Annotated in this window: 16 protein-coding genes and 1 riboswitch; of the genes, 9 read left to right on the forward strand and 7 right to left on the reverse strand. The window is 62.4% G+C overall.

What is annotated here, in order from left to right; genetic code table 11:
* Positions 1–36: 36 nt before the first annotated feature.
* Together miaB and ABH945_RS00745 are read right to left on the reverse strand one after the other, a co-directional pair.
* Positions 37–1,410, reverse strand: coding sequence for a tRNA (N6-isopentenyl adenosine(37)-C2)-methylthiotransferase MiaB (gene miaB / locus ABH945_RS00740; protein WP_429249437.1), 1,374 nt, complete (start codon positions 1,408–1,410; stop codon positions 37–39).
* 155 nt (positions 1,411–1,565) lie between these two features.
* Positions 1,566–2,549, reverse strand: a complete 984-nt coding sequence (locus tag ABH945_RS00745; RefSeq protein WP_429249438.1) for a LysR family transcriptional regulator — start codon at positions 2,547–2,549, stop codon at positions 1,566–1,568.
* Positions 2,550–2,687: 138 nt separating this feature from the next.
* On the opposite strand from ABH945_RS00745, the gene ABH945_RS00750 reads away from it, so the two are divergent.
* From ABH945_RS00750 to ribB, 4 genes are all read left to right on the forward strand, one after another.
* Positions 2,688–3,092 carry a VOC family protein gene (locus ABH945_RS00750; RefSeq protein ID WP_429249439.1) on the forward strand — a complete coding sequence of 135 codons (405 nt, stop codon included), beginning with the start codon at positions 2,688–2,690 and terminating at the stop codon, positions 3,090–3,092.
* A 15-nt stretch (positions 3,093–3,107) separates the two neighbouring features.
* On the forward strand, positions 3,108–4,295 hold the full coding sequence (locus ABH945_RS00755) for an MFS transporter (protein ID WP_429249440.1): 1,188 nt from the start codon (positions 3,108–3,110) through the stop codon (positions 4,293–4,295).
* Positions 4,296–4,581: 286 nt separating this feature from the next.
* Positions 4,582–5,313 (forward strand): helix-turn-helix domain-containing protein, encoded by a 732-nt coding sequence (locus ABH945_RS00760; protein WP_074765674.1) that lies wholly within the window; start codon positions 4,582–4,584, stop codon positions 5,311–5,313.
* Between the two features lie 122 nt (positions 5,314–5,435).
* A riboswitch (FMN riboswitch) is annotated at positions 5,436–5,622 on the forward strand.
* A gap of 155 nt (positions 5,623–5,777) precedes the next feature.
* Complete coding sequence (ribB, locus tag ABH945_RS00765; protein WP_074765672.1) at positions 5,778–6,497, forward strand: 3,4-dihydroxy-2-butanone-4-phosphate synthase; 720 nt, start codon at positions 5,778–5,780, stop codon at positions 6,495–6,497.
* A gap of 123 nt (positions 6,498–6,620) precedes the next feature.
* Here ribB and ABH945_RS00770 read toward each other — a convergent pair whose 3' ends face one another.
* The 3 genes from ABH945_RS00770 to glpD form a co-directional block, all read right to left on the reverse strand.
* Entirely contained in the window at positions 6,621–7,307 is a 687-nt protein-coding gene (locus tag ABH945_RS00770) for an HAD family hydrolase (protein ID WP_074766551.1), read from the reverse strand.
* A gap of 168 nt (positions 7,308–7,475) precedes the next feature.
* Entirely contained in the window at positions 7,476–8,975 is a 1,500-nt protein-coding gene (gene glpK / locus ABH945_RS00775) for a glycerol kinase GlpK (RefSeq protein WP_074765670.1), read from the reverse strand.
* Between the two features lie 321 nt (positions 8,976–9,296).
* The gene (gene glpD, locus ABH945_RS00780) at positions 9,297–10,826 is read right to left on the reverse strand and encodes a glycerol-3-phosphate dehydrogenase (RefSeq protein WP_429249441.1); all 1,530 of its coding nucleotides are present in this window, start codon (positions 10,824–10,826) and stop codon (positions 9,297–9,299) included.
* 218 nt (positions 10,827–11,044) lie between these two features.
* Between glpD and ABH945_RS00785 the strand changes: the two genes are divergently transcribed.
* Positions 11,045–11,419: a hypothetical protein gene (locus ABH945_RS00785; RefSeq protein WP_429249442.1), complete on the forward strand. Its 375-nt coding sequence runs from the start codon at positions 11,045–11,047 to the stop codon at positions 11,417–11,419.
* A 219-nt stretch (positions 11,420–11,638) separates the two neighbouring features.
* Here the strand turns inward: ABH945_RS00785 and ABH945_RS00790 are convergent, their stop codons facing one another.
* Both ABH945_RS00790 and ABH945_RS00795 read right to left on the reverse strand, forming a co-directional pair.
* Positions 11,639–11,836 carry a hypothetical protein gene (locus tag ABH945_RS00790; RefSeq protein WP_074765666.1) on the reverse strand — a complete coding sequence of 66 codons (198 nt, stop codon included), beginning with the start codon at positions 11,834–11,836 and terminating at the stop codon, positions 11,639–11,641.
* 309 nt (positions 11,837–12,145) lie between these two features.
* Positions 12,146–12,925: a DeoR/GlpR family DNA-binding transcription regulator gene (locus ABH945_RS00795; RefSeq protein WP_074765664.1), complete on the reverse strand. Its 780-nt coding sequence runs from the start codon at positions 12,923–12,925 to the stop codon at positions 12,146–12,148.
* A gap of 362 nt (positions 12,926–13,287) precedes the next feature.
* Between ABH945_RS00795 and ggt the strand changes: the two genes are divergently transcribed.
* The 4 genes from ggt to ABH945_RS00815 all read left to right on the forward strand — a co-directional run bounded on the left by ggt (position 13,288) and on the right by ABH945_RS00815 (position 18,475).
* Positions 13,288–14,925, forward strand: a complete 1,638-nt coding sequence (gene ggt, locus ABH945_RS00800; protein ID WP_074765661.1) for a gamma-glutamyltransferase — start codon at positions 13,288–13,290, stop codon at positions 14,923–14,925.
* Between the two features lie 388 nt (positions 14,926–15,313).
* Positions 15,314–16,690 (forward strand): MFS transporter, encoded by a 1,377-nt coding sequence (locus ABH945_RS00805; protein ID WP_429249443.1) that lies wholly within the window; start codon positions 15,314–15,316, stop codon positions 16,688–16,690.
* A 325-nt stretch (positions 16,691–17,015) separates the two neighbouring features.
* The gene (locus ABH945_RS00810; protein ID WP_074765658.1) at positions 17,016–17,843 is read left to right on the forward strand and encodes a ferritin-like domain-containing protein; all 828 of its coding nucleotides are present in this window, start codon (positions 17,016–17,018) and stop codon (positions 17,841–17,843) included.
* Positions 17,844–17,950: 107 nt separating this feature from the next.
* Positions 17,951–18,475, forward strand: coding sequence for a pyridoxamine 5'-phosphate oxidase family protein (locus ABH945_RS00815; RefSeq protein WP_429249444.1), 525 nt, complete (start codon positions 17,951–17,953; stop codon positions 18,473–18,475).
* The last annotated feature ends 72 nt before the right edge of the window (positions 18,476–18,547 follow it).

The following is an 18,547-nucleotide window of genomic DNA, read 5'->3' on the forward strand; positions in this document are numbered from 1 at the left end:
CGATACGCGGTTGGGATGTGTCGCTTAGTGCTGCATTCAGTGCGTCGTGGCGGGCGCGTCGTCATGCACCAGCACGAGTTCGCCACGCAGCGAATGTGGGTACGCATGGACGATTTTCACGTCGACCATCTGGCCGATCAGCCGCGCGTGCGACGCCACCGGCGCCGGGAAATTCACCACGCGGTTGTTTTCGGTGCGGCCCGCGAGTTCGTTCGGGTCTTTGCGCGCCGGGCGCTCGACCAGAATGCGCTCGATCTTGCCGACCATCGACTCGCTGATGCGCTGCACGTTTTCTTCGATCGTCGCCTGCAAGTGGTGCAGACGTTTGAGTTTCACCTCGTGCGGCGTGTCGTCGTGCAGATTCGCAGCCGGCGTGCCGGGACGCGGGCTGTAGATGAACGAGAAGCTGGTGTCGTAGCTCATCTCGTGAATCAGCGACATCATCTTGTCGAAGTCTTCTTCGGTCTCGCCGGGGAAGCCGACGATCATGTCCGTGGACAGCGACAGGTCAGGACGAATAGCACGCAGCTTGCGGATCACCGACTTGTATTCGAGCACCGTGTAGCCGCGCTTCATCGCCATCAGGATGCGGTCGGAGCCGTGCTGAACCGGCAGATGCAGATGGCTGACCAGCTTCGGCACCTTTGCGTAGGTGTCGATCAGGCGTTGCGTGAATTCTTTCGGATGCGACGTGGTGTAGCGAATCCGCTCGATGCCGGGGATATCGGCGACGTATTCGATCAGCGTCGCGAAGTCGGCGATTTCCGACGAACCGAGCGTCAAACCGGCGCGGTACGCGTTCACGTTCTGGCCGAGCAGGGTGACTTCGCGCACGCCCTGGTCGGCGAGACCGGCGATTTCGGTCAGCACGTCGTCCAGCGGACGCGACACTTCTTCACCGCGCGTGTACGGCACGACGCAGTAGCTGCAGTATTTGCTGCAACCTTCCATGATCGACACGAACGCGCTCGGGCCGTCGACGCGCGCCGGCGGCAGGTGGTCGAACTTTTCGATTTCCGGGAACGAGATGTCGACCTGGGCGCGGCCGCTTTCGCGGCGCTGGTCGATCATTTGCGGCAGACGGTGCAGCGTTTGCGGACCGAACACCAGATCCACATAGGGCGCGCGCGCGACGATCGCAGCACCTTCCTGGCTCGCCACGCAGCCGCCCACGCCGATGATCAGATTGGGATTCGCTTCCTTCAGCTCACGCACCCGGCCGAGGTCGGAGAAGACTTTTTCCTGCGCTTTTTCACGCACCGAGCAGGTGTTGAACAGGATCACGTCCGCATCTTCGGGCGTGTCGGTCTTCACGAGGCCTTCCGCCGCGCCGAGTACGTCGACCATCTTGTCGGAGTCGTACTCGTTCATCTGGCAGCCAAAGGTCTTTACATAAACTTTCTTGGTCATCGAATTTCGCCGGTCGCAGTGGTTAACCTGGGGGCGTCGGTAAAAGGTAAAGGGGGCGAAACGTAGGGGCGGTGCTTTGGGCCACCCGGGCCTGCTTTGGAACCTGCGCGTAGTCGCGGTTGGCAGGCTCTACACGTTTGCAGCGTAACGCAACATTATAGCCCTTCACGGGATGCGGTTTTCTCCGCTGCGGCAGCGCGCGGCCGCTCCGGCGGCAAGCCCAGCAGGCTTTCCAGTTCGTCCGACACCTGCGCGAAACGCTCGCTGAGAAAATCCAGCAGCACGCGTACGCGCGGCGCCATGAAGCGGTTGCGGTGATAAAGCGCGTGCAGCGGCGCGTCTGGATAGCGCCACTCCGGCAACAGGATTTTCAGACCGTCGGCGCGCAGATCCGCTTCCACGTCCCACATCGACTTGATCACGATGCCGTAGCCGCGCAACGCCCATTCGCGGGCAACCGCGCCGTCATTGGTCTCGCGCGCGGTTTCGAACGGCACCGTGTAGTTCTGCTCCTCGTCGCCGCGCGTGAAGTGCCACTCGTTCGCCCAGCCGGATGCGGTGCCGAGCACGATGCAATCGAAATTCGCCAGATCGTGCGGATCTTTCGGCTCGCCCTTGCGCGCAATGTATTCCGGCGACGCGCACAGCACACGCCGGTTCGGCGCGAGCTTGCGGGCGACCAGCGAACTGTCCTGCGGCACGCCGAAACGTATCGCCAGATCGATATCTTCCTGCACGAGGTTCGACAGCGAATCGGACAGCGTCAGCGCGAACGTCACTTCGGGGTAGAGCGCGTTGAATTCGTCGAGCCAGTGCATCAGCAGATTGCGGCCGAAGTCGGACGTCGCCGAAATTCGCACTTTGCCACGCACCACGCCTTGTCCGGCTTGCAGCGCGGCCTCGGCGTCGTCGAGCGACTGCAGCGCCTGGCGGCAGCAATTCAGATAAAGCCGGCCCTCGTCGGTGAGCCGCAACTGGCGGGTGGTGCGCTCGAACAGCCGCGCCCTCAGGCCGGTTTCGAGCTTGGCCAGGCGCGCGCTTGCGGCGGCCGGCGTCAGGCCCATTTTGCGGCCCGCCGCCGACAGGCTGCCCTGTTGCGCGGCTTCAACGAAGAGGCGGATGTCACCAAGGTTGTCCATCGTTCGTGCTTTCAAAAAGAATTTGAAAATGCTTCAAATGCTACGCCAATTATCAAATCGACGCTCCGCACCGACAATGCACTCCTCGAAAACCCTGATGCCGCGCGCGCAAGTGTCGGCATTCCCGAGGCAGACGCCATGCAACTCGACCACGCCACCATCGTCACCGCCGATCTCGACACCGCCCGGCATTTCTTCGTCGACATCGCCGGACTGACCGAAGGCGCGCGCCCGCCGTTTTCGGTGGATGGCTACTGGCTGTACGCAAACGGCCGTCCGGTGCTGCATCTGATCGACTCGACGATGCCGGCTGCCGCCACGCAGAGCCGGGTGGCGCCGCGGATCGACCACATCGCTTTCCGGCTGGACGGCGCGGCCGAATGGCAGGCGTTGCTGGAGCGCCTCGACGCGGAAGGCGTCGCCTATCAAACCGCGCAGGTCCCGCAAATGGGCGCGCAGCCCGCCGAACGGCAATTGTTCGTGGCGCTCGCGCCGGGCGTCGTCATCGAATTCGTGACGACGCTGATTCACGCTCAACTTTAAGACTGGAGAATAAAAATGCCCATTCCGTTACTCGCGCTGGCGATCAGCGCATTCGCAATCGGCACGACCGAATTCGTGATCATGGGCTTGCTGCCCGAGGTCGCGCGCGATCTGTCCGTGTCGATTCCGTCGGCGGGGCTGCTGGTGAGCGGCTATGCGCTCGGCGTCGCGGTCGGCGCGCCGCTGCTCGCGGTGCTCACGAGCAAGATGCCGCGCAAGCTCGCATTGCAGTTGCTGATGGGCGTGTTCATCGTCGGCAATACGCTGTGCGCGGTGGCGTCGGACTATTCCGTGCTGATGATCGCGCGCGTCGTGACATCGTTCGCGCACGGTTCGTTCTTCGGGATCGGCGCGGTGGTGGCAGCGTCGCTCGTGCCGACCGAAAAGCGTGCCAGCGCGATTGCGCTGATGTTCACCGGCCTGACGCTCGCGAACGTGCTCGGCGTGCCGTTCGGCACCTTCATCGGACAGCAGTTCGGCTGGCGCGCGGCGTTCTGGATCGTCAGCGCGTTTGGCGTGCTGTCGCTGCTCGGCGTGACCGCGCTGGTGCCGAATCGTCACGATTCCGGGCCCGTCGGTCTCGGTCACGAAGTGCGCGTGCTGAAAGACCCGCAAGTCTGGACCGCGCTCGCGATGACGGTGCTCGGCTTCGGCGGCGTGTTCGTCGTGTTCACGTATATCGCGCCGATTCTGGAGCAGGTGAGCGGCTTCTCGCCGCGTGGCGTGACGCTGATTCTGGTGCTGTTCGGCGTGGGTCTGACGATCGGCAATACGGTCGGCGGCAAGCTCGCGGACCGCGCGCTGATGCCGTCGCTGATGGGCATTCTGGTCGCGCTGGCCGTGGTGATGGCGATTTTCGCGCGCACCAGCCATTCGCAGGTGGCCGCCGCGATCACGATTTTCGTATGGGGCATTGCCGCGTTCGCGACGGTGCCGCCGTTGCAGATGCGCGTGGTCGAGAAGGCAGCCGCCGCGCCGAATCTCGCGTCGACGCTGAACATCGGCGCGTTTAACGTGGGCAATGCGGGCGGCGCGTGGCTCGGCGGCCTGGTGATCAACCACGGCCATTCGCTCGATACGCTGCCGTGGGTCGCGGCGGGCGTCAGCGTGGTGGCGCTGTTGCTGACGTGGTTCGCCGCGCGGATGGATGCGCCGGTGTCGAAGGCGGCGCAGCAGAGTGTGACAGTGCGCGAGCACGTCTGACACCGAGATTTCGCGACGAGGGAAGAGGGCGCAACCGGCCGATGTCGTATAGGACGGTTGTGCCTTCAACCCTGTAAGGCCCGGTTACGCATGCTCCGCACGACTGACCAGGAGCCTTCAATCTAGCTCCTGTCCATATGAAAAATCCGCACAAGCTTTGCCAGAATCGCCCTCCGCAATACTGATAACAGTGTGAAGATAACTTCGTTGGGCGTGGGCGGACGCGATGCTATCTTGCTTCCACTAACCGCATGCGTTGCCGTCCGGCGGCGCTTTGGAGGCAATCATGCATTCCCCGCTCGCGCTGGTCCGCGATCCCTCGATCGACGCCGATGCGTCGCCGCGCGCCGCCGAACCCTTCGACGCACTCGAGCACCTGGTCGGTGTCAATCTGGCCCGCCTGCGTGCCGAGCGGCAACTGTCGCTCGATGCTTTGGCCCGCGCGTCGGGCGTGTCGCGGGCCATGCTCGCGCAGATCGAATCGGCGCGCAGCGTGCCGTCCATCAAGGTGCTGTGTAAGGTGGCGGCTGCGCTGAAGGTATCGGTGGCGGCGTTCTTGCGGCGTCATGCGACTAACGGCTTCGAGCATCTGCCGGCCGAGCGCTCGCAGCGCATCGTTAGCTCGAACGGGCGCTATTCGGCGCGGCCGCTTTATCCCGATGCCGAACCGACCGCCGCCGAGTTCCACGAATTGCGAATCGCGCCGTTGCACACCGAGGCGGGCACGCGCCGCGCGCCGGGCACGACGGTGAATCTGGTGGTCAGCGAAGGCACGCTCGAAGTCAGCGTTCACGATCAGCGCCAGTTGCTCGCAACCGGCGACGCCATCGTGTTCGATGCCGATCAGCCGCATAGTCTGCGCAATCCTGGCGACACTGAAGCGCGCGCTTTTCGCGTCACGCTGAAGGCGGAGACCCCGCCGCGCTGGGACGTGCCCGCGCTGCACGAGACGCGGCATGAAACGCAGCCGGAAGCTCAGACCCAGGCGACGCCACAGCGCGAAGCGACACCCGTTTGAGCACAATTTCAGGCTGATGATAGCTTGTCTCGAAATAGAGCTTCCTGTCAGGCCGTGGTCTGTCGCGCAGCAGCCCATGCGCGACTGTTGTAAGCTTTGCCAGCCGGTCGATCCGGCAATCAGTGCGTCTTCAGGGCGGGGTGAAATTCCCCACCGGCGGTATGCCGGCAGCGCGAAAGCGTGAGCCGGTGAGCCCGCGAGCGCCCGCATCGTGCGGTTTTTCTCAGTGCATCGAGGACCGCAGCGGGGTCAGCAGATCTGGTGAAAAGCCAGAGCCGACGGTCACAGTCCGGATGAAAGAAGATGTGCAGATAGTCATGTTCGTTGTCGTGTCGTCGCCCGAGGTTCAGGCGACGCGTGAGCGTCGCCCCGCTTGAATCGGGCGGCGTTCAGCGGCGCGTCTTTGTCTGTTTGCAATGCCCTGAAACGTTTTTCGCCCCACTTTTGCGATGAGCGTTTCAACTATGTCTTTTGCTAAATTTCCTGCTCCCTTGACGATTGCCAGCGATGCAATCGACGATCTCCCGCTACTCGCCACCGAAGCTGTGCCGCCCCGCATCGCCGCCGCGTTGCAGGCCATGCGCGACGGCCGCGCCGTCGTCCTTCAGGATGACGACGATCGCGAGAACGAAGCCGATCTGGTGGTATCTGCCGAGCGTCTGTCGGTCGAAACCATGGCGTTGCTGATCCGCGAGTGCAGCGGCATTGTTTGCCTGTGCCTGCCCGACGACACAATCCGTTCGCTCGAGCTTCCGCCGATGACCACCAACAACGCGAGCCGTTACGGCACCGCGTTCACGGTGTCGATCGAAGCGCGCGAAGGCGTGACGACGGGCGTGTCGGCGGTCGATCGCCTGACGACGATCCGCGCCGCGATTGCCGACGCGGCGAAGCCTGCCGATATCGTGAGCCCGGGCCACGTATTCCCGTTGCGGGCGATGCCCGGCGGCGTGCTCGCGCGACGCGGTCACACCGAAGGCACGGTCGATCTCGCGGTCCTCGCAGGTCTGAAGCCGGCTGGCGTGCTGTGCGAACTAATGAACGCGGACGGCACGATGACGCGCGGTGCCGACGTCGAACGTTTCGCCGCACAACACAATCTGCCGATGCTGACGATTGCGGAGCTGGTGGCGTTTCGCGAAGCGCTGGCGCGGGTGCGCGAGCGTGAGGTGGAAGAGGTTTGATGAATTGATTGGCGTTAAGCACCGCATGTGAGCCACAGACACGCGGCGCAAACACAAAGGCCGAATCTGATAGACAGATTCGGCCTTTTTTATCGCTGCAACTCGACGTGACTGCAATTCAGGCTACGACTGCACGTCCCCGAAATCCCCACGCACGCCGGCCTCGATCAGCGCGGGCAACTCGTCCATATGTTTCATGATGCGTGTCATGCCCATTTTGCGCAGCGCGTCCGCATAACCATCGGGGATGTGGCTCGCGCCGACGAACGCAATCGTCTTCATTCCCGCCGCGCGCGCCGCGTTCAAGCCCGCCACGCTATCTTCGACGACGATGCAGCGTGACGGCTCCACGCCCAACGTCTGCGCGGCAAACAGATACACATCGGGATAAGGCTTGGGCCGCGCGACCTGTTCGGCGCTGAAAATCCGCTCGCCGAAAATCTGCTGCAAACCGGCTCGCCTCACCGACGCGGTCACGCGTGCCATCCGGCTGTTGGAGACGACCGCCGCGGGCAACGTCACGCGTTGCAAGGCCTCGCGCACGCCGTTGATCGGACTGAGCGACGCCGCGAGTTCGAGTTCGACGGCGTGATCGATGGTGTTGAGAAAATCCGCGGGCAACGTGATGTCGAACGACTTCTCGATGCCTTCGAGAAAGCGCGAGGTTTGCTGACCGAACGCCGTCTTGACGACCGGTTCGAAGTCGAGGCCGGGGAAGGTGCTGGTCAGCGTTTCGAACATCACGCGGTCAGCGATGATTTCACTGTCGACGAGTACGCCGTCGCAGTCACAGATGAGGTGGTCGATCATGCCTGAAATGCAGAAGCGGGAAGCGCGTGAGCCGAAGAACGGCAAGCTCATGCGCGTTGATTGAAAGCATCATGATACGTGCTTTGACGTCGCCCCCATGGCGGCGACGTCTTGCCGCCGCTTTCATTCGCGCGGGCAGGTTCAGGCGGCGACTTTGCGGTCAGCCAGTCAGGGCGTGTCGGCCCATGCTTTCGCCGCGCGAATCGCGCGCTTCCAGCCGTCGAGGCAATCCCTGACATCGGCGTGCGGCAGCGCGGGCGTGAAGCGGCGGTCGAGCTTCCACTGGCTGTGCAGTTCGTCGACGTCCTTCCAGTAGCCCACCGCGAGGCCCGCCAGATAGGCCGCGCCCAACGCGGTCGTTTCCGGCACCTTCGGACGCACCGCGTCGACGCCGAGAATATCGGCCTGGAATTGCATCAGCAGATTGTTCGCGCACGCGCCGCCGTCCACCCGCAATTCGCCGATGCGAATACCCGAATCGGCTTCCATCGCCTTCAGCACATCGAGCGATTGATAGGCGATCGAATCGAGCGCCGCGCGTGCAATGTGCGCAGAGGTCGTGCCGCGCGTCACGCCGAACAGCGTGCCGCGAGCGCGTGCGTTCCAGTGCGGCGCGCCGAGCCCGGCAAACGCGGGCACCAGATACACGCCGTCGCAATGCGGCACGCCGCGCGCGAGCGTTTCGATTTCTGCCGCGTTCTTGATGATGCCGAGGCCGTCGCGCAGCCACTGCACCACCGCGCCGCCGATAAATATGCTGCCTTCGAGCGCGTAGTTGATCTTGTCGCCGATCTGCCAGGCGATCGTCGTGACGAGGTTGTTCTTCGATTCGATCGGCTTGTCGCCGGTGTTCATCACGAGGAAGCAGCCGGTGCCGTAGGTGTTCTTCACCATGCCCGACTCCGTGCACATCTGGCCGAAGAGGGCGGCGTGCTGGTCGCCGGCGATGCCCGCAAGCGGGATCTTCGACGCGAATACCGTGGTCTTGGTCGGCCCGTAAATTTCCGACGAAGGCCGCACCTCCGGCAACATGCTGCGCGGAATATCGAGCGCGTCGAGCAACTCGTCGTCCCACTTCAGCGTGTGAATGTTGAACAGCATCGTGCGCGACGCGTTGGTCACGTCGGTGACGTGCAGGCCGCCTTTCGTGAAATTCCACACGAGCCAGCTATCCACCGTGCCGAACGCGAGGCGGCCTTGCTTGGCTTTCTCGCGCGCGCCTTCGACGTTGTCGAGAATCCAGCGGATCTTGGTCGCCGAAAAATACGAATCGACCGGCAGACCGGTTTTCGCGCGGACTTTTTCTTCGAGACCTTGCTCCTTGAGCTGGTCGCAGAAATCGGCGGTGCGGCGGTCCTGCCAGACGATCGCGTTATAGACCGGATGGCCGGTTTCGCGATCCCACACGATCGTGGTTTCGCGCTGATTCGTAATGCCGATCGCGGCAATCGATGCGCCGTTCATGCCCGCGCGCGTGACGGCTTCGGCGGCGACGCCGGCCTGGGTCGACCAGATTTCCTGCGGATCGTGCTCGACCCAGCCCGGATGCGGATAGATCTGCTGAAATTCTTTCTGCGCAATCGACACGACATTGCCGCTGCGGTCGAACAGCATCGCACGCGAGCTGGTGGTGCCTTGGTCAAGCGCGAGGATGTACTGATCCTGCATTGTCTCTTCTCCATGCGTTTTGCAAATCCCCGGACTGCTCACCGGCGATGGTAACGGCTCGTTGTTTTAAGCGGACTGCAAAACAGTGTGTGATTGTGCGTTTGCGGGTGCGTGCGTTTGTGTGCGTTTGCGCGCGCGTGCCTGATTCGTGCGTTCTGGCCCGGTTCGTTCGGCGAGAAGGCTGCTGTGAAGTGATCCGGTTCGCGCCGGCCGTTCGATTGCCTGAGGGCGATCGAACAACCAGCTTGTGTCTGAACCCGGAGCCGCTTGGCGCTCACGCACGCGTCCTGCCCGCATCACGCCGACCCGCCGACCACGCAACTAAGCGCTTTGCCGCACCGGTTGGCGCGCGAACCAGCCGTCGATAGTCTGCGTGACCGAATCGAGCGTGCCCGGCTCGACATGCAGACCGAGTTTCGAACGACGCCACAGCACATCCTGAGCGCTCCGCGCCCATTCGACATCGCGCAGATAGATCAGCTCGGTTTCGTAAAGACCCGGCGCGAACGCGTGACCGAGATCGGCCAGCGAGCGCGCGTTGCCGACTACCTGCTTAACGCGCGTACCGTAAGCGCGCGCGAGGCGATGAGCGAGATCGGCGGGCAACCACGAATGCTGCTGCTTGAGTTCGGTCAGGAAACGCTCGAAATTCGCGTTCGGAATATCGCCGCCGGGCAATGGCGCACCGACCGTCCACGCGGGCGTTTCGTTGCGCAGCGCGCCGGCCAGCTTGTCGACGGCCTCTTCAGCCAGCTTGCGAAAGGTCGTGATTTTACCGCCGAACACCGACAGCAACGGTGCTTCGCCGGCAGGTGCATCGAGTTCGAGCGAGTAGTCGCGCGTGACCGCCGACGGGTTGTCCGCGCCTTCATCCTCGAGCAGCGGACGCACGCCCGAATAGGTCCAGCGCACATCGGCGGGCGAAATTTTCTGCTTGAAGTAGCGGTTGATCGAGTCGCACAGGTACTGCGTTTCTTCGGCGTTGATCGCCACTTTCGACGGATCGCCGCGATATTCGAGATCGGTCGTGCCGATCAGCGTGTAGTCGTGTTCGTACGGAATCGCGAAGATGATCCGCTTGTCCGGGTTCTGGAAGATGTACGCGTGGTCGTGTTCGAACAGGCGGCGCGTGACGATGTGGCTGCCTTTGACGAGCCGCACGCTATGCGACGACTTGCGGCCGAGCGCGCCGTGGAGCAGTTCGCCGACCCATGGACCAGCCGCGTTCGCGATAGAAGCGGCGCGCACGTCGAGCGTCGTGCCGTCCGCGCGCCGGAGTTGCGCGCGCCATTCGCCGCTCGCGCGCACAGCGCTGACCAGCCGGGTGCGCGTGAGGATGGTCGCGCCGTGTTCCTGGGCGTCCAGCGCGTTGAGCACGACCAGCCGTGCGTCGTTGACCCAGCCGTCCGAATAGACGAAACCGCGCTTGATGCTATCGACCAGCGGTGCGCCGGCCGGATGCTTCTGCATGGAAATGCCGCGCGAACCCGGCAGCAGTTCGCGTTTGGCGAGATGATCGTACAGAAAAAGTCCTGCGCGGATCAGCCAGGCCGGGCGCAGATCGGGCATGTGCGGCATCACGAAACGCAGCGGCCACATGATGTGCGGCGCGGCGCGCAGCAGCGTTTCGCGTTCCTGCAGCGCTTTGCGCACCAGCCCGAACTCGCGGTATTCGAGGTAGCGCAAGCCGCCGTGAATCAGCTTGGTACTCGCCGACGATGTGTGCGCGGCCAGATCGTCCTGTTCGCAGAGCAATACCGACAGGCCGCGGCCCGCTGCATCGCGAGCGATGCCTGCGCCGTTGATCCCGCCGCCTACGACGAGCAAATCGTATTTCGAGCCTTGCGTCACCTGCTGGGTCCTTGCGTTGAATCTGGAATGGGGGCTTGAAGAAGCGTAGTGAACGAGACTCGCGAACAAGTCGTGTTCGTTTTCGAACTTTAATGAACATATTCGAAAAAGTAAAGTTCGGTTGGGTTACTCGGGCAGGCTGAGAGTTATCTCGGACAGTGGCGTAACACCCGGCCGCGGACGATACTCTCGGGCAGCAGCCATTTCGAGGTGAATCAATGCGTGGACTTTCGATGATCGGCGCGGCAGCGCTTCTAGCGGGATGCGTCAGCTCGCCAAGCCTGGAGGGCACTCGGGGCGCGACGTCGTTCGGGGCGTTGCAGCAGATGTGCAGTCCGCAAACGGTCGACTACGGCCCCGACGCGCAAAACGTCTATGCGGCGTTTTTCGATGCGTATGTGGCGAACCGGCGTGGGAGGTTGTCGAAGGAGGATTTCTGCGCGTTTCAGGCGTCGATCGCGCAGCGCCATGCGAGCGAGGGCATGAGCACCGATCCGCAAGTGCGCAATCAATGGGTGGATTTTTTCACCGCTCAGCGGGCTAAGGCGCTGAGCTGGCGGTCGACGGTCGATCCGACTTTGCGATCGGGCTGACGGGCTGTTGCGGCTCAAGCCGCAACAAAACGGCCGCCACTATTGACGGCCTGCTCGCACGAAGAATACGAAGCAAACTAAAAAGGCTGAAAGCGCGTGACGCAATTTCAGCAGACGCTTCTGCCTTGCAGCGATGGGTGAGCGGACGGATAACCGGCCAGCCGCCGCTTTGGAAGCAGCGTCCGCGCGCCCACGCAATCAGAAAAAATCAGAAATGTCTCAGGAAAGCCGCTTGATTGCCCGCAATGCGCTATCGCCGGTTTCCGTCACGCGCCATTGTTCGTTTCCCGATGCGAGCCGTTCGAGTTGCACTAACTGGCGTTCGAGTAGCGCGTCGAGTTCTTCTCGCGCCATGTCGACCTGATTGGGGGCGTCTTTGACGAGCAACAACGTGGCGAATTCATGCGGACTCAGCATCGTTCTCTCCATGTCAGACAAACGCGGACAGCCTTGCCGGCAACTGGCGAAGGGCCAGTGAGTCCGCTAGAGGATCAGGCGGGAAGTACGGCTTACACGACAGATTCACGCAACCGGCGCTACGCAGAATGCGGAACGCACGCCGGGGAACTGGAGTGTAGTCAACCGCACGTTAAACACCAAAGCGGCCCCAGAAAATTTTCCCTTTGACAAAGCGGGGCGCGGGCGGCGGTTTGCAGTCGCGGCCCGAAGCTTGATTTCACTCGAAGTTTCGCGTGCGCTGCAGCATGGCCGATAGCGGCAGACAAACTATCCGGCGACGTACACCTGGCAGTTGGCGGCGGTGAGCGTTTCGGTCATGTCGGGCGGCGGGGCGATGTCGGTGAACAGCGCGTCGATCTGATCGAGATGACCTTGGCGAACCAGCGCGGGGCGGCCGAATTTCGAGTTATCAGCGGCGAGGAAGACGGTGCGTGCATGCTGGATGATTGCTTCGGCCACGCGCACCTCGCGGGTGTCGAAGTCACGCAGCGTGCCGTCCGTTTCGATGCTCGACGTGCCGATGATCGCGAAATCCACCTTGAACTGGCGGATGAAGTCGATCGCCAGTTCGCCGACGATCCCCTTGTCCCAAGGCCGCACGATGCCGCCTGTCACCAGCACTTCGCAATCCGGATAGCCGCTCATCATGCTGGCGACGTTCAGATTGTTGGTGATCACGCGCAAGCCGCGATGCCGGTTGAGCGCGCGGGCGACTTCTTCGGTCGTGGTGCCGAGGTTGATGAACAGCGACGCCTGGTCGGGAATGTGAGTGGCCACTAGCGCCGCAATGCGCCGCTTCTCTTCATGGAACATCCGCTGACGCGCCGTATACGAGACGTTCTCGGAACTGGTGGGCAGGCTCGCACCGCCGTGATAACGGCGCAGCAGGTTCATGTCGGCGAGCCAGTTGACGTCGCGGCGGATCGTCTGCGGCGTCACATCGAAGTGGGCCGCGAGGTCATCCACGGTTACGAAGCCGTCGCGTTGCACCCACTCCAGCAGTTCCTGTTGCCGGGCGTTGAGAGTCAGGCGGGGGTCTCGGGTCATGGGTCTCGAAAACGTGGGTTTTTATCGGCGCTGCATGCCGCCGGCGCGATACGCTGAGCCGGAAGCCGCGTACTGCGTGCACAGCGCGGGAACGGGGATGGAGCGTATTGTAAGACCATCGACCGCGTTGTCCGCCAACTCATGCGACATCCATAAGACCTGCGGTGGTCAAGAACGCGCGGGCCGCGACCCATTCAGACAATTTGCGCATTTATTCATTAGATAAATGAATTTGTTTTTTGGGCCGGTTCGCGCTGCAATCCGGGGTTCCGCGTTTTACGCGAGCCTTACCCGCCTTTTACACGTTCCCATGGTTTCCGGCGTTTTCTCAAAGCCGGGCCGCGCTTTTGAGAGTGCTCGACATGACTGGCTTCAACTGGCAAAACCCTTACCCGACACCGCGTCTGCCCGTGTTCGCGCGCAACATCGTTTCGACTTCGCATCCACTGGCCGCGCAAGCCGGCCTGCGCATGCTGTGGAAAGGCGGCAATGCCGTCGATGCCGCAATCGCAGCGGCCGCAGCCATCACGGTTGTCGAACCGGTTTCTTGCGGCCTTGGCGGCGACGCGTTCGCGCTGGTCTGGGACGGCAAGAAGCTGCATGGTTTGAACGCGTCGGGCGTGTCGCCCGCAGCGTGGAACGTGGATTACTTCAAGCAGAAGTACGGCGAGGAAAACGGTCTCGCGAAGCAACCCAAGCGCGGCTGGGACGCGGTGACGGTGCCGGGCGTGATCGCTGGCTGGGAAGCGCTGCATCAGAAATTCGGCACGTTGCCGTTCGCCGATCTGATGGAACCGGCGATTGAAATCGCCGAGCGCGGTCACGCGGTGGCGAGCATCGTCGCCTATAAGTGGGCCGCCGCCGTGCCCGAACTGAAGGACCTGCCGGGCTTCGCGCAAACCTTCATGCCGCGCGGACGCGCGCCGGAAGTGAGCGAACTCGTGCGCTTCCCCGGTCACGCGAAGACGCTGCGCAAGCTCGCCGAACAAGGCCCGCGCGCGTATTACGAAGGCGAGATCGCCGAGCAGATCGCCGCATTTGCGCGCGAAGGCGGCGCGGCATTGACGCTCGACGATCTGCGCAACTATCGCGCGGACTGGGTCGAGCCGATCGGCAAGGAATATCGCGGCCACACCGTGCATGAGATTCCGCCGAACGGGCAGGGCATCGCGGCGCTGATCGCGCTGGGCATCCTCGAAAAATTCGACGTGAAGGAAATGACCGTCGATAACGTCGAGTCGCAGCATTTGCAGATCGAAGCAATGAAGCTGGCGTTCGCCGACGTGTATCGCTACGTCGCCGACCCGCGTTCGATGGACGTCACGCCCGAGCAGATGCTCGACGACGCGTACCTGACGTCGCGCGCGAAGCTGATCGACCACAAGCGCGCGACGCAGTTCGATTTCGGCATGCCGAAGGCGGGCGGCACGATCTACATGTCGGTGGCGGACGAGCGCGGCATGATGGTCAGCTTCATCCAGTCGAACTACATGGGCTTCGGCTCGGGCATCGTCGTGCCGGATAGCGGCATCGCCATGCAGAACCGTGGCTGCGGCTTCTCGATGGACCCGAAGTCGCCGAACGTGGTGGAAGGCGGCAAGCGGCCGTTCCACACGATCATCCCGTCGTTCCTGACGCAGCAGGTGAACGGCCAGCAGGAAGCGGTAATGAGCTTCGGCGTGATGGGCGGCGACATGCAGCCGCAAGGGCACTTGCAATCCATCGTGCGGATGCTCGACTACGGTCAGCAGCCGCAGGCCGCATGCGACGCGCCGCGCTGGAAGGTCAACCGCGATTTCACGATCGACATCGAATCGACGCTCAATCCGAAGACGGCCGAGGCGCTGCAGAAGCTGGGCCACGTGATCAAGTCGGTCGACGATCCGTATATGGATTTCGGCTCGGGCCAATACATCTGGAAGCTCGATCGCAACGAGCCGGAGCGTGGCTATGTGGCGGCTAGCGATAGTCGTCGTGATGGGCTGGCGGCTGGGTTTTAAGCGATTCGCGTGGTGCGGGTGCGGTTGCGGCGATGGCGGGTGAGAGGGTTGATTGGGCTCGCTGCCTTCGTCCGCATTCGGCGGCTGCGCGGTTGCTTCCGGTTGGGTGTCGCTTGCAGGTAGCGGGGCGCTCAGAACTGTTACGCGACGGCTGCGTCTCTCCAGAGCCACGCGCGCCAAGGCTGCCCGAGCGCGGTTGATGCAGCAGTTCAACCCGCCGGCGCTCACAAGCGCACTACCGAACTTCGACCCAAAGCGCCCCTATTGCACGAAAAACAAACCCGGAGCGCGACCCCGTGCTCCAGGTTCACCGCTTGTCACCCAAGCCACAGCCGGGCGCTCGCACGCGTCATCAGGCATCAAGCATCAGATAAAAGCAGGAGACATCATGCAAACCCCCCCGTCGCCACTGGCGACCGCTTCCCCTCATGCCGCGTCGGCCGCAACGCTTTCTAAAGCGGTAGTGCGGCGGATCGTGTTTTCATCGTCGGTCGGCAACGCGCTCGAATGGTTCGACTTTCTGGTCTACGGCTATTTCGCGACGATCATCGCCAAACAGTTTTTCCCGATGCAGGACGAGTGGCTCTCGACGCTGCTCGCCATCGCGACCTTCGGCATCTCATTCCTGATGCGCCCGCTCGGCGCCGTGGTGCTCGGCATCTACGGCGACCGCAAGGGCCGCAAGGCAGCGCTGACGCTCGCCATCGCGCTGATGATGGTCGGCACCTTCGCGATGGCGGTGATGCCGCCGTATGCGTCGATCGGTCTTGCCGCGCCGCTGTTGATCCTGCTCGCGCGTCTCGTGCAAGGCTTCGCCGTGGGCGGCGAGTTCGGCAGCGCGACGGCGTTCATGGTCGAACACAGCGCGTCGCGTCGCGGGTATTACGCGAGCTGGCAGTTTGCTAGCCAGGGGCTGGCGGCGATCACCGCCGCCGCTTTTGGCTCGCTGCTGACCGCGTGGCTGCCGCCCGAGCAACTCAATAGCTGGGGCTGGCGGATTCCGTTCGTGTTCGGTTTGCTGGTCGGGCCGGTGGGTTACTACATCCGCTCGCATCTGGACGAAACGCCGGAATTCCTCGCGATGCAAAAGGCGCGAGAAGGTCGCGAAGCGGCCGGCGAGCGGCCAGCCGCGAGTGAGGTGAAGGACGCTTCGTTCGCGAACCAGTGGGTCAACCTGCTGCTCGCGATCGGCATCGTCGCGCAGTCGACGGTCGGCGTGTACGTGTTGCAGCTTTATATGCCGATGTATGCGGTCAAACAGTTGCATATGTCGGCGGCGGCGTCGTTCGCCGTGGTCGTGCTCAACGGCAGCCTGCAGTTCATCCTGTCGCCGGTGATGGGCGCGTTGTCCGACCGCATCGGCCGGATTCGCATCATGCTGACCACGTCGATCCTGATGGGCGTGCTGATTTATCCGATGTTCGCGTGGCTCCAGTCTCATCCGACGATCGGCTCGCTGATGTTGCTCCAGGCTGTCGCCGGTATTTTCAAGGCCGCTTACTCGGGACCGATGCCCGCATTGATGTCCGAAATCTTCCCGACGCAAGTGCGCTCGACCGGTCTTTCGATTGGTTACAGCATCGGCGTGACGATCTTCGGCGGCTTTGCGCCGACGATTGTCGAAACCTTCATCCATTTGACCGGCGACAAACTCGCGCCAAGTTATTACGTACTGCTGGCGGCGGTGCTGTCGGGCATCTCGCTGATCATCGTCGCGTGGCGCATGCGCGGTGTGCGCGTGACGCGAGGCGCCCAGCCTGCCTGAAGACGAAGGCCGCAGTTCGCACCACAATCATTACGGGGTGTGACAAACCAGACTCAAGCCAGCTTCCGAGCTGGCTTTTTTTTGCCTGCCGCGCGCGACGTGTGGCGCCAACCGAAGCTTTCTCCTACTTGCAAATTGGAACTGGAACCCTCCGGCATGGTCTGTGCTGGGTTATCTGCAGAGTTGTGAAACACCGGCTAAGATGCAAGATACAAGGGGTTAACTCTAATTCAAGGCGCTGTATCCGACATGGCGAAACGCCTTCGTGCGAGCGGGCGTCACGAACGCGCTCCACGAGTCGGTACGGTTTTCGGAGCAAGACACGATGCACACAGAGCTGAACCATGTCATGCCCTGGCGGATCGAGGACATCGACCTCACCCGCATTGATCGGCAGAAGGCTGTCGCGAATGAAGACCTGCTTTTACTGCTTTGCGCGTCTTCGTTTATTGAAAGCGGCACTGATCTTTACACCAGCAATCTGAGCACTTTTTTCCACGACGACCCTGAAGTTTCTGCCTGGCTCAATCACGAATGGGAGCCGGAAGAAATGCAGCACGGGCGCGCGCTGAAGACATATATCGCGTACGTGTGGCCCGAATTCGACTGGGACACTGCGTTCAGTCAATTCATGGAAGAGTATTCGCTGACCTGCTCGGTGGAAGATTTCGAAAAGACCCGGGCGCTCGAAATGGTCGCGCGCTGCGTGGTGGAAACCGGCACGGCCACGTTGTATCGCGCGATCGGCGAATGTTCAGACGACCCGGTGCTCAAGCAGATCACCGACAACATCCGCACTGACGAAGTCCGTCACTACAAGCACTTTTTCAAGTTCTTCAAGAAGTACAACAAGATCGAAGGCAATGGCCGGCTCGCGGTGCTCGGCGCGTTGATGCGCCGTGTCATGGAAATCAAGAACGAAGATTCGGAGATCGCGTTGCGGCATGTGTTCGCGGTTCGCTATCCTGAACGAATCAACGACTCGGCGTATAACCGCGACCGCGCGGCGCGAATCAATGCGTTGGTGCGGCGCAATCTGTCCGCTGATATGTGCGTGAAGATGCTGCTCAAGCCGCTTGATCTGCCGGCGCGGATTCAACCGGGCGTGCACTATCCGCTCGCGAAGATTACGCAGCATGTGTTCTTCCGCTGAGCTTTCGATTTAAACGCGAAGATGAATGACAATGGCCCGCTTCTTCGCGGGCCATTGTTTTTTCGAGGCATGATTGAGCTTCGTCAATTTCAAACCGGATCGATAGCATGAGCGATTCTCCCGCCCCCCAACGTCCGCTCGATCGGCATGTGTTCGATGAATGGCCCGACGCCGTACGCGCGTTATTCGACGGATCGTCGCTTGAAAGCAAGACGGGCTTCACGGCGTCGCTGCTGACGGTGGATGCGAACGGTCATGTGCGGACGTCGCTGCTGGGTGTCGGCGAGTTGTACGCGCCCGATTCGCGCACGCTGTGCTTCGCTTTGTGGCCGCAGGCACGTGCGACGCGCGCGATTACACAACACGGCCGAGCCGCGCTGAGCTTCGTTTGCGATGAGGCTTTCTATCAGGTGCAACTGCGAGTTACGCCGCTCGCGGCGGTGACTGGCGACGACAGTGGACTGGTCTATCTGGCCGGTTCGATCGACACAGCGGAGGCGCAGAGCGTGCGATATGCGCGTCTGACGAGTGGTGTGACGTTTGAGCTGGAAGGGGAGAGGAAGGCGGTGCTCGATCGATGGGAACGGCAGATCGAGCACCTGAAACAAGCCGCTGCTGCGGCTGGCCGGTAACGCCAGGTTGAACGGCGACGGCTTAAAAGCAGACGTTGCCGGGCCTAAGCGTCCCGGCAACGCCTTTGAGAG

Source organism: Paraburkholderia sp. GAS333, assembly GCF_050435665.1.
GTDB lineage: Bacteria > Pseudomonadota > Gammaproteobacteria > Burkholderiales > Burkholderiaceae > Paraburkholderia > Paraburkholderia fungorum_A.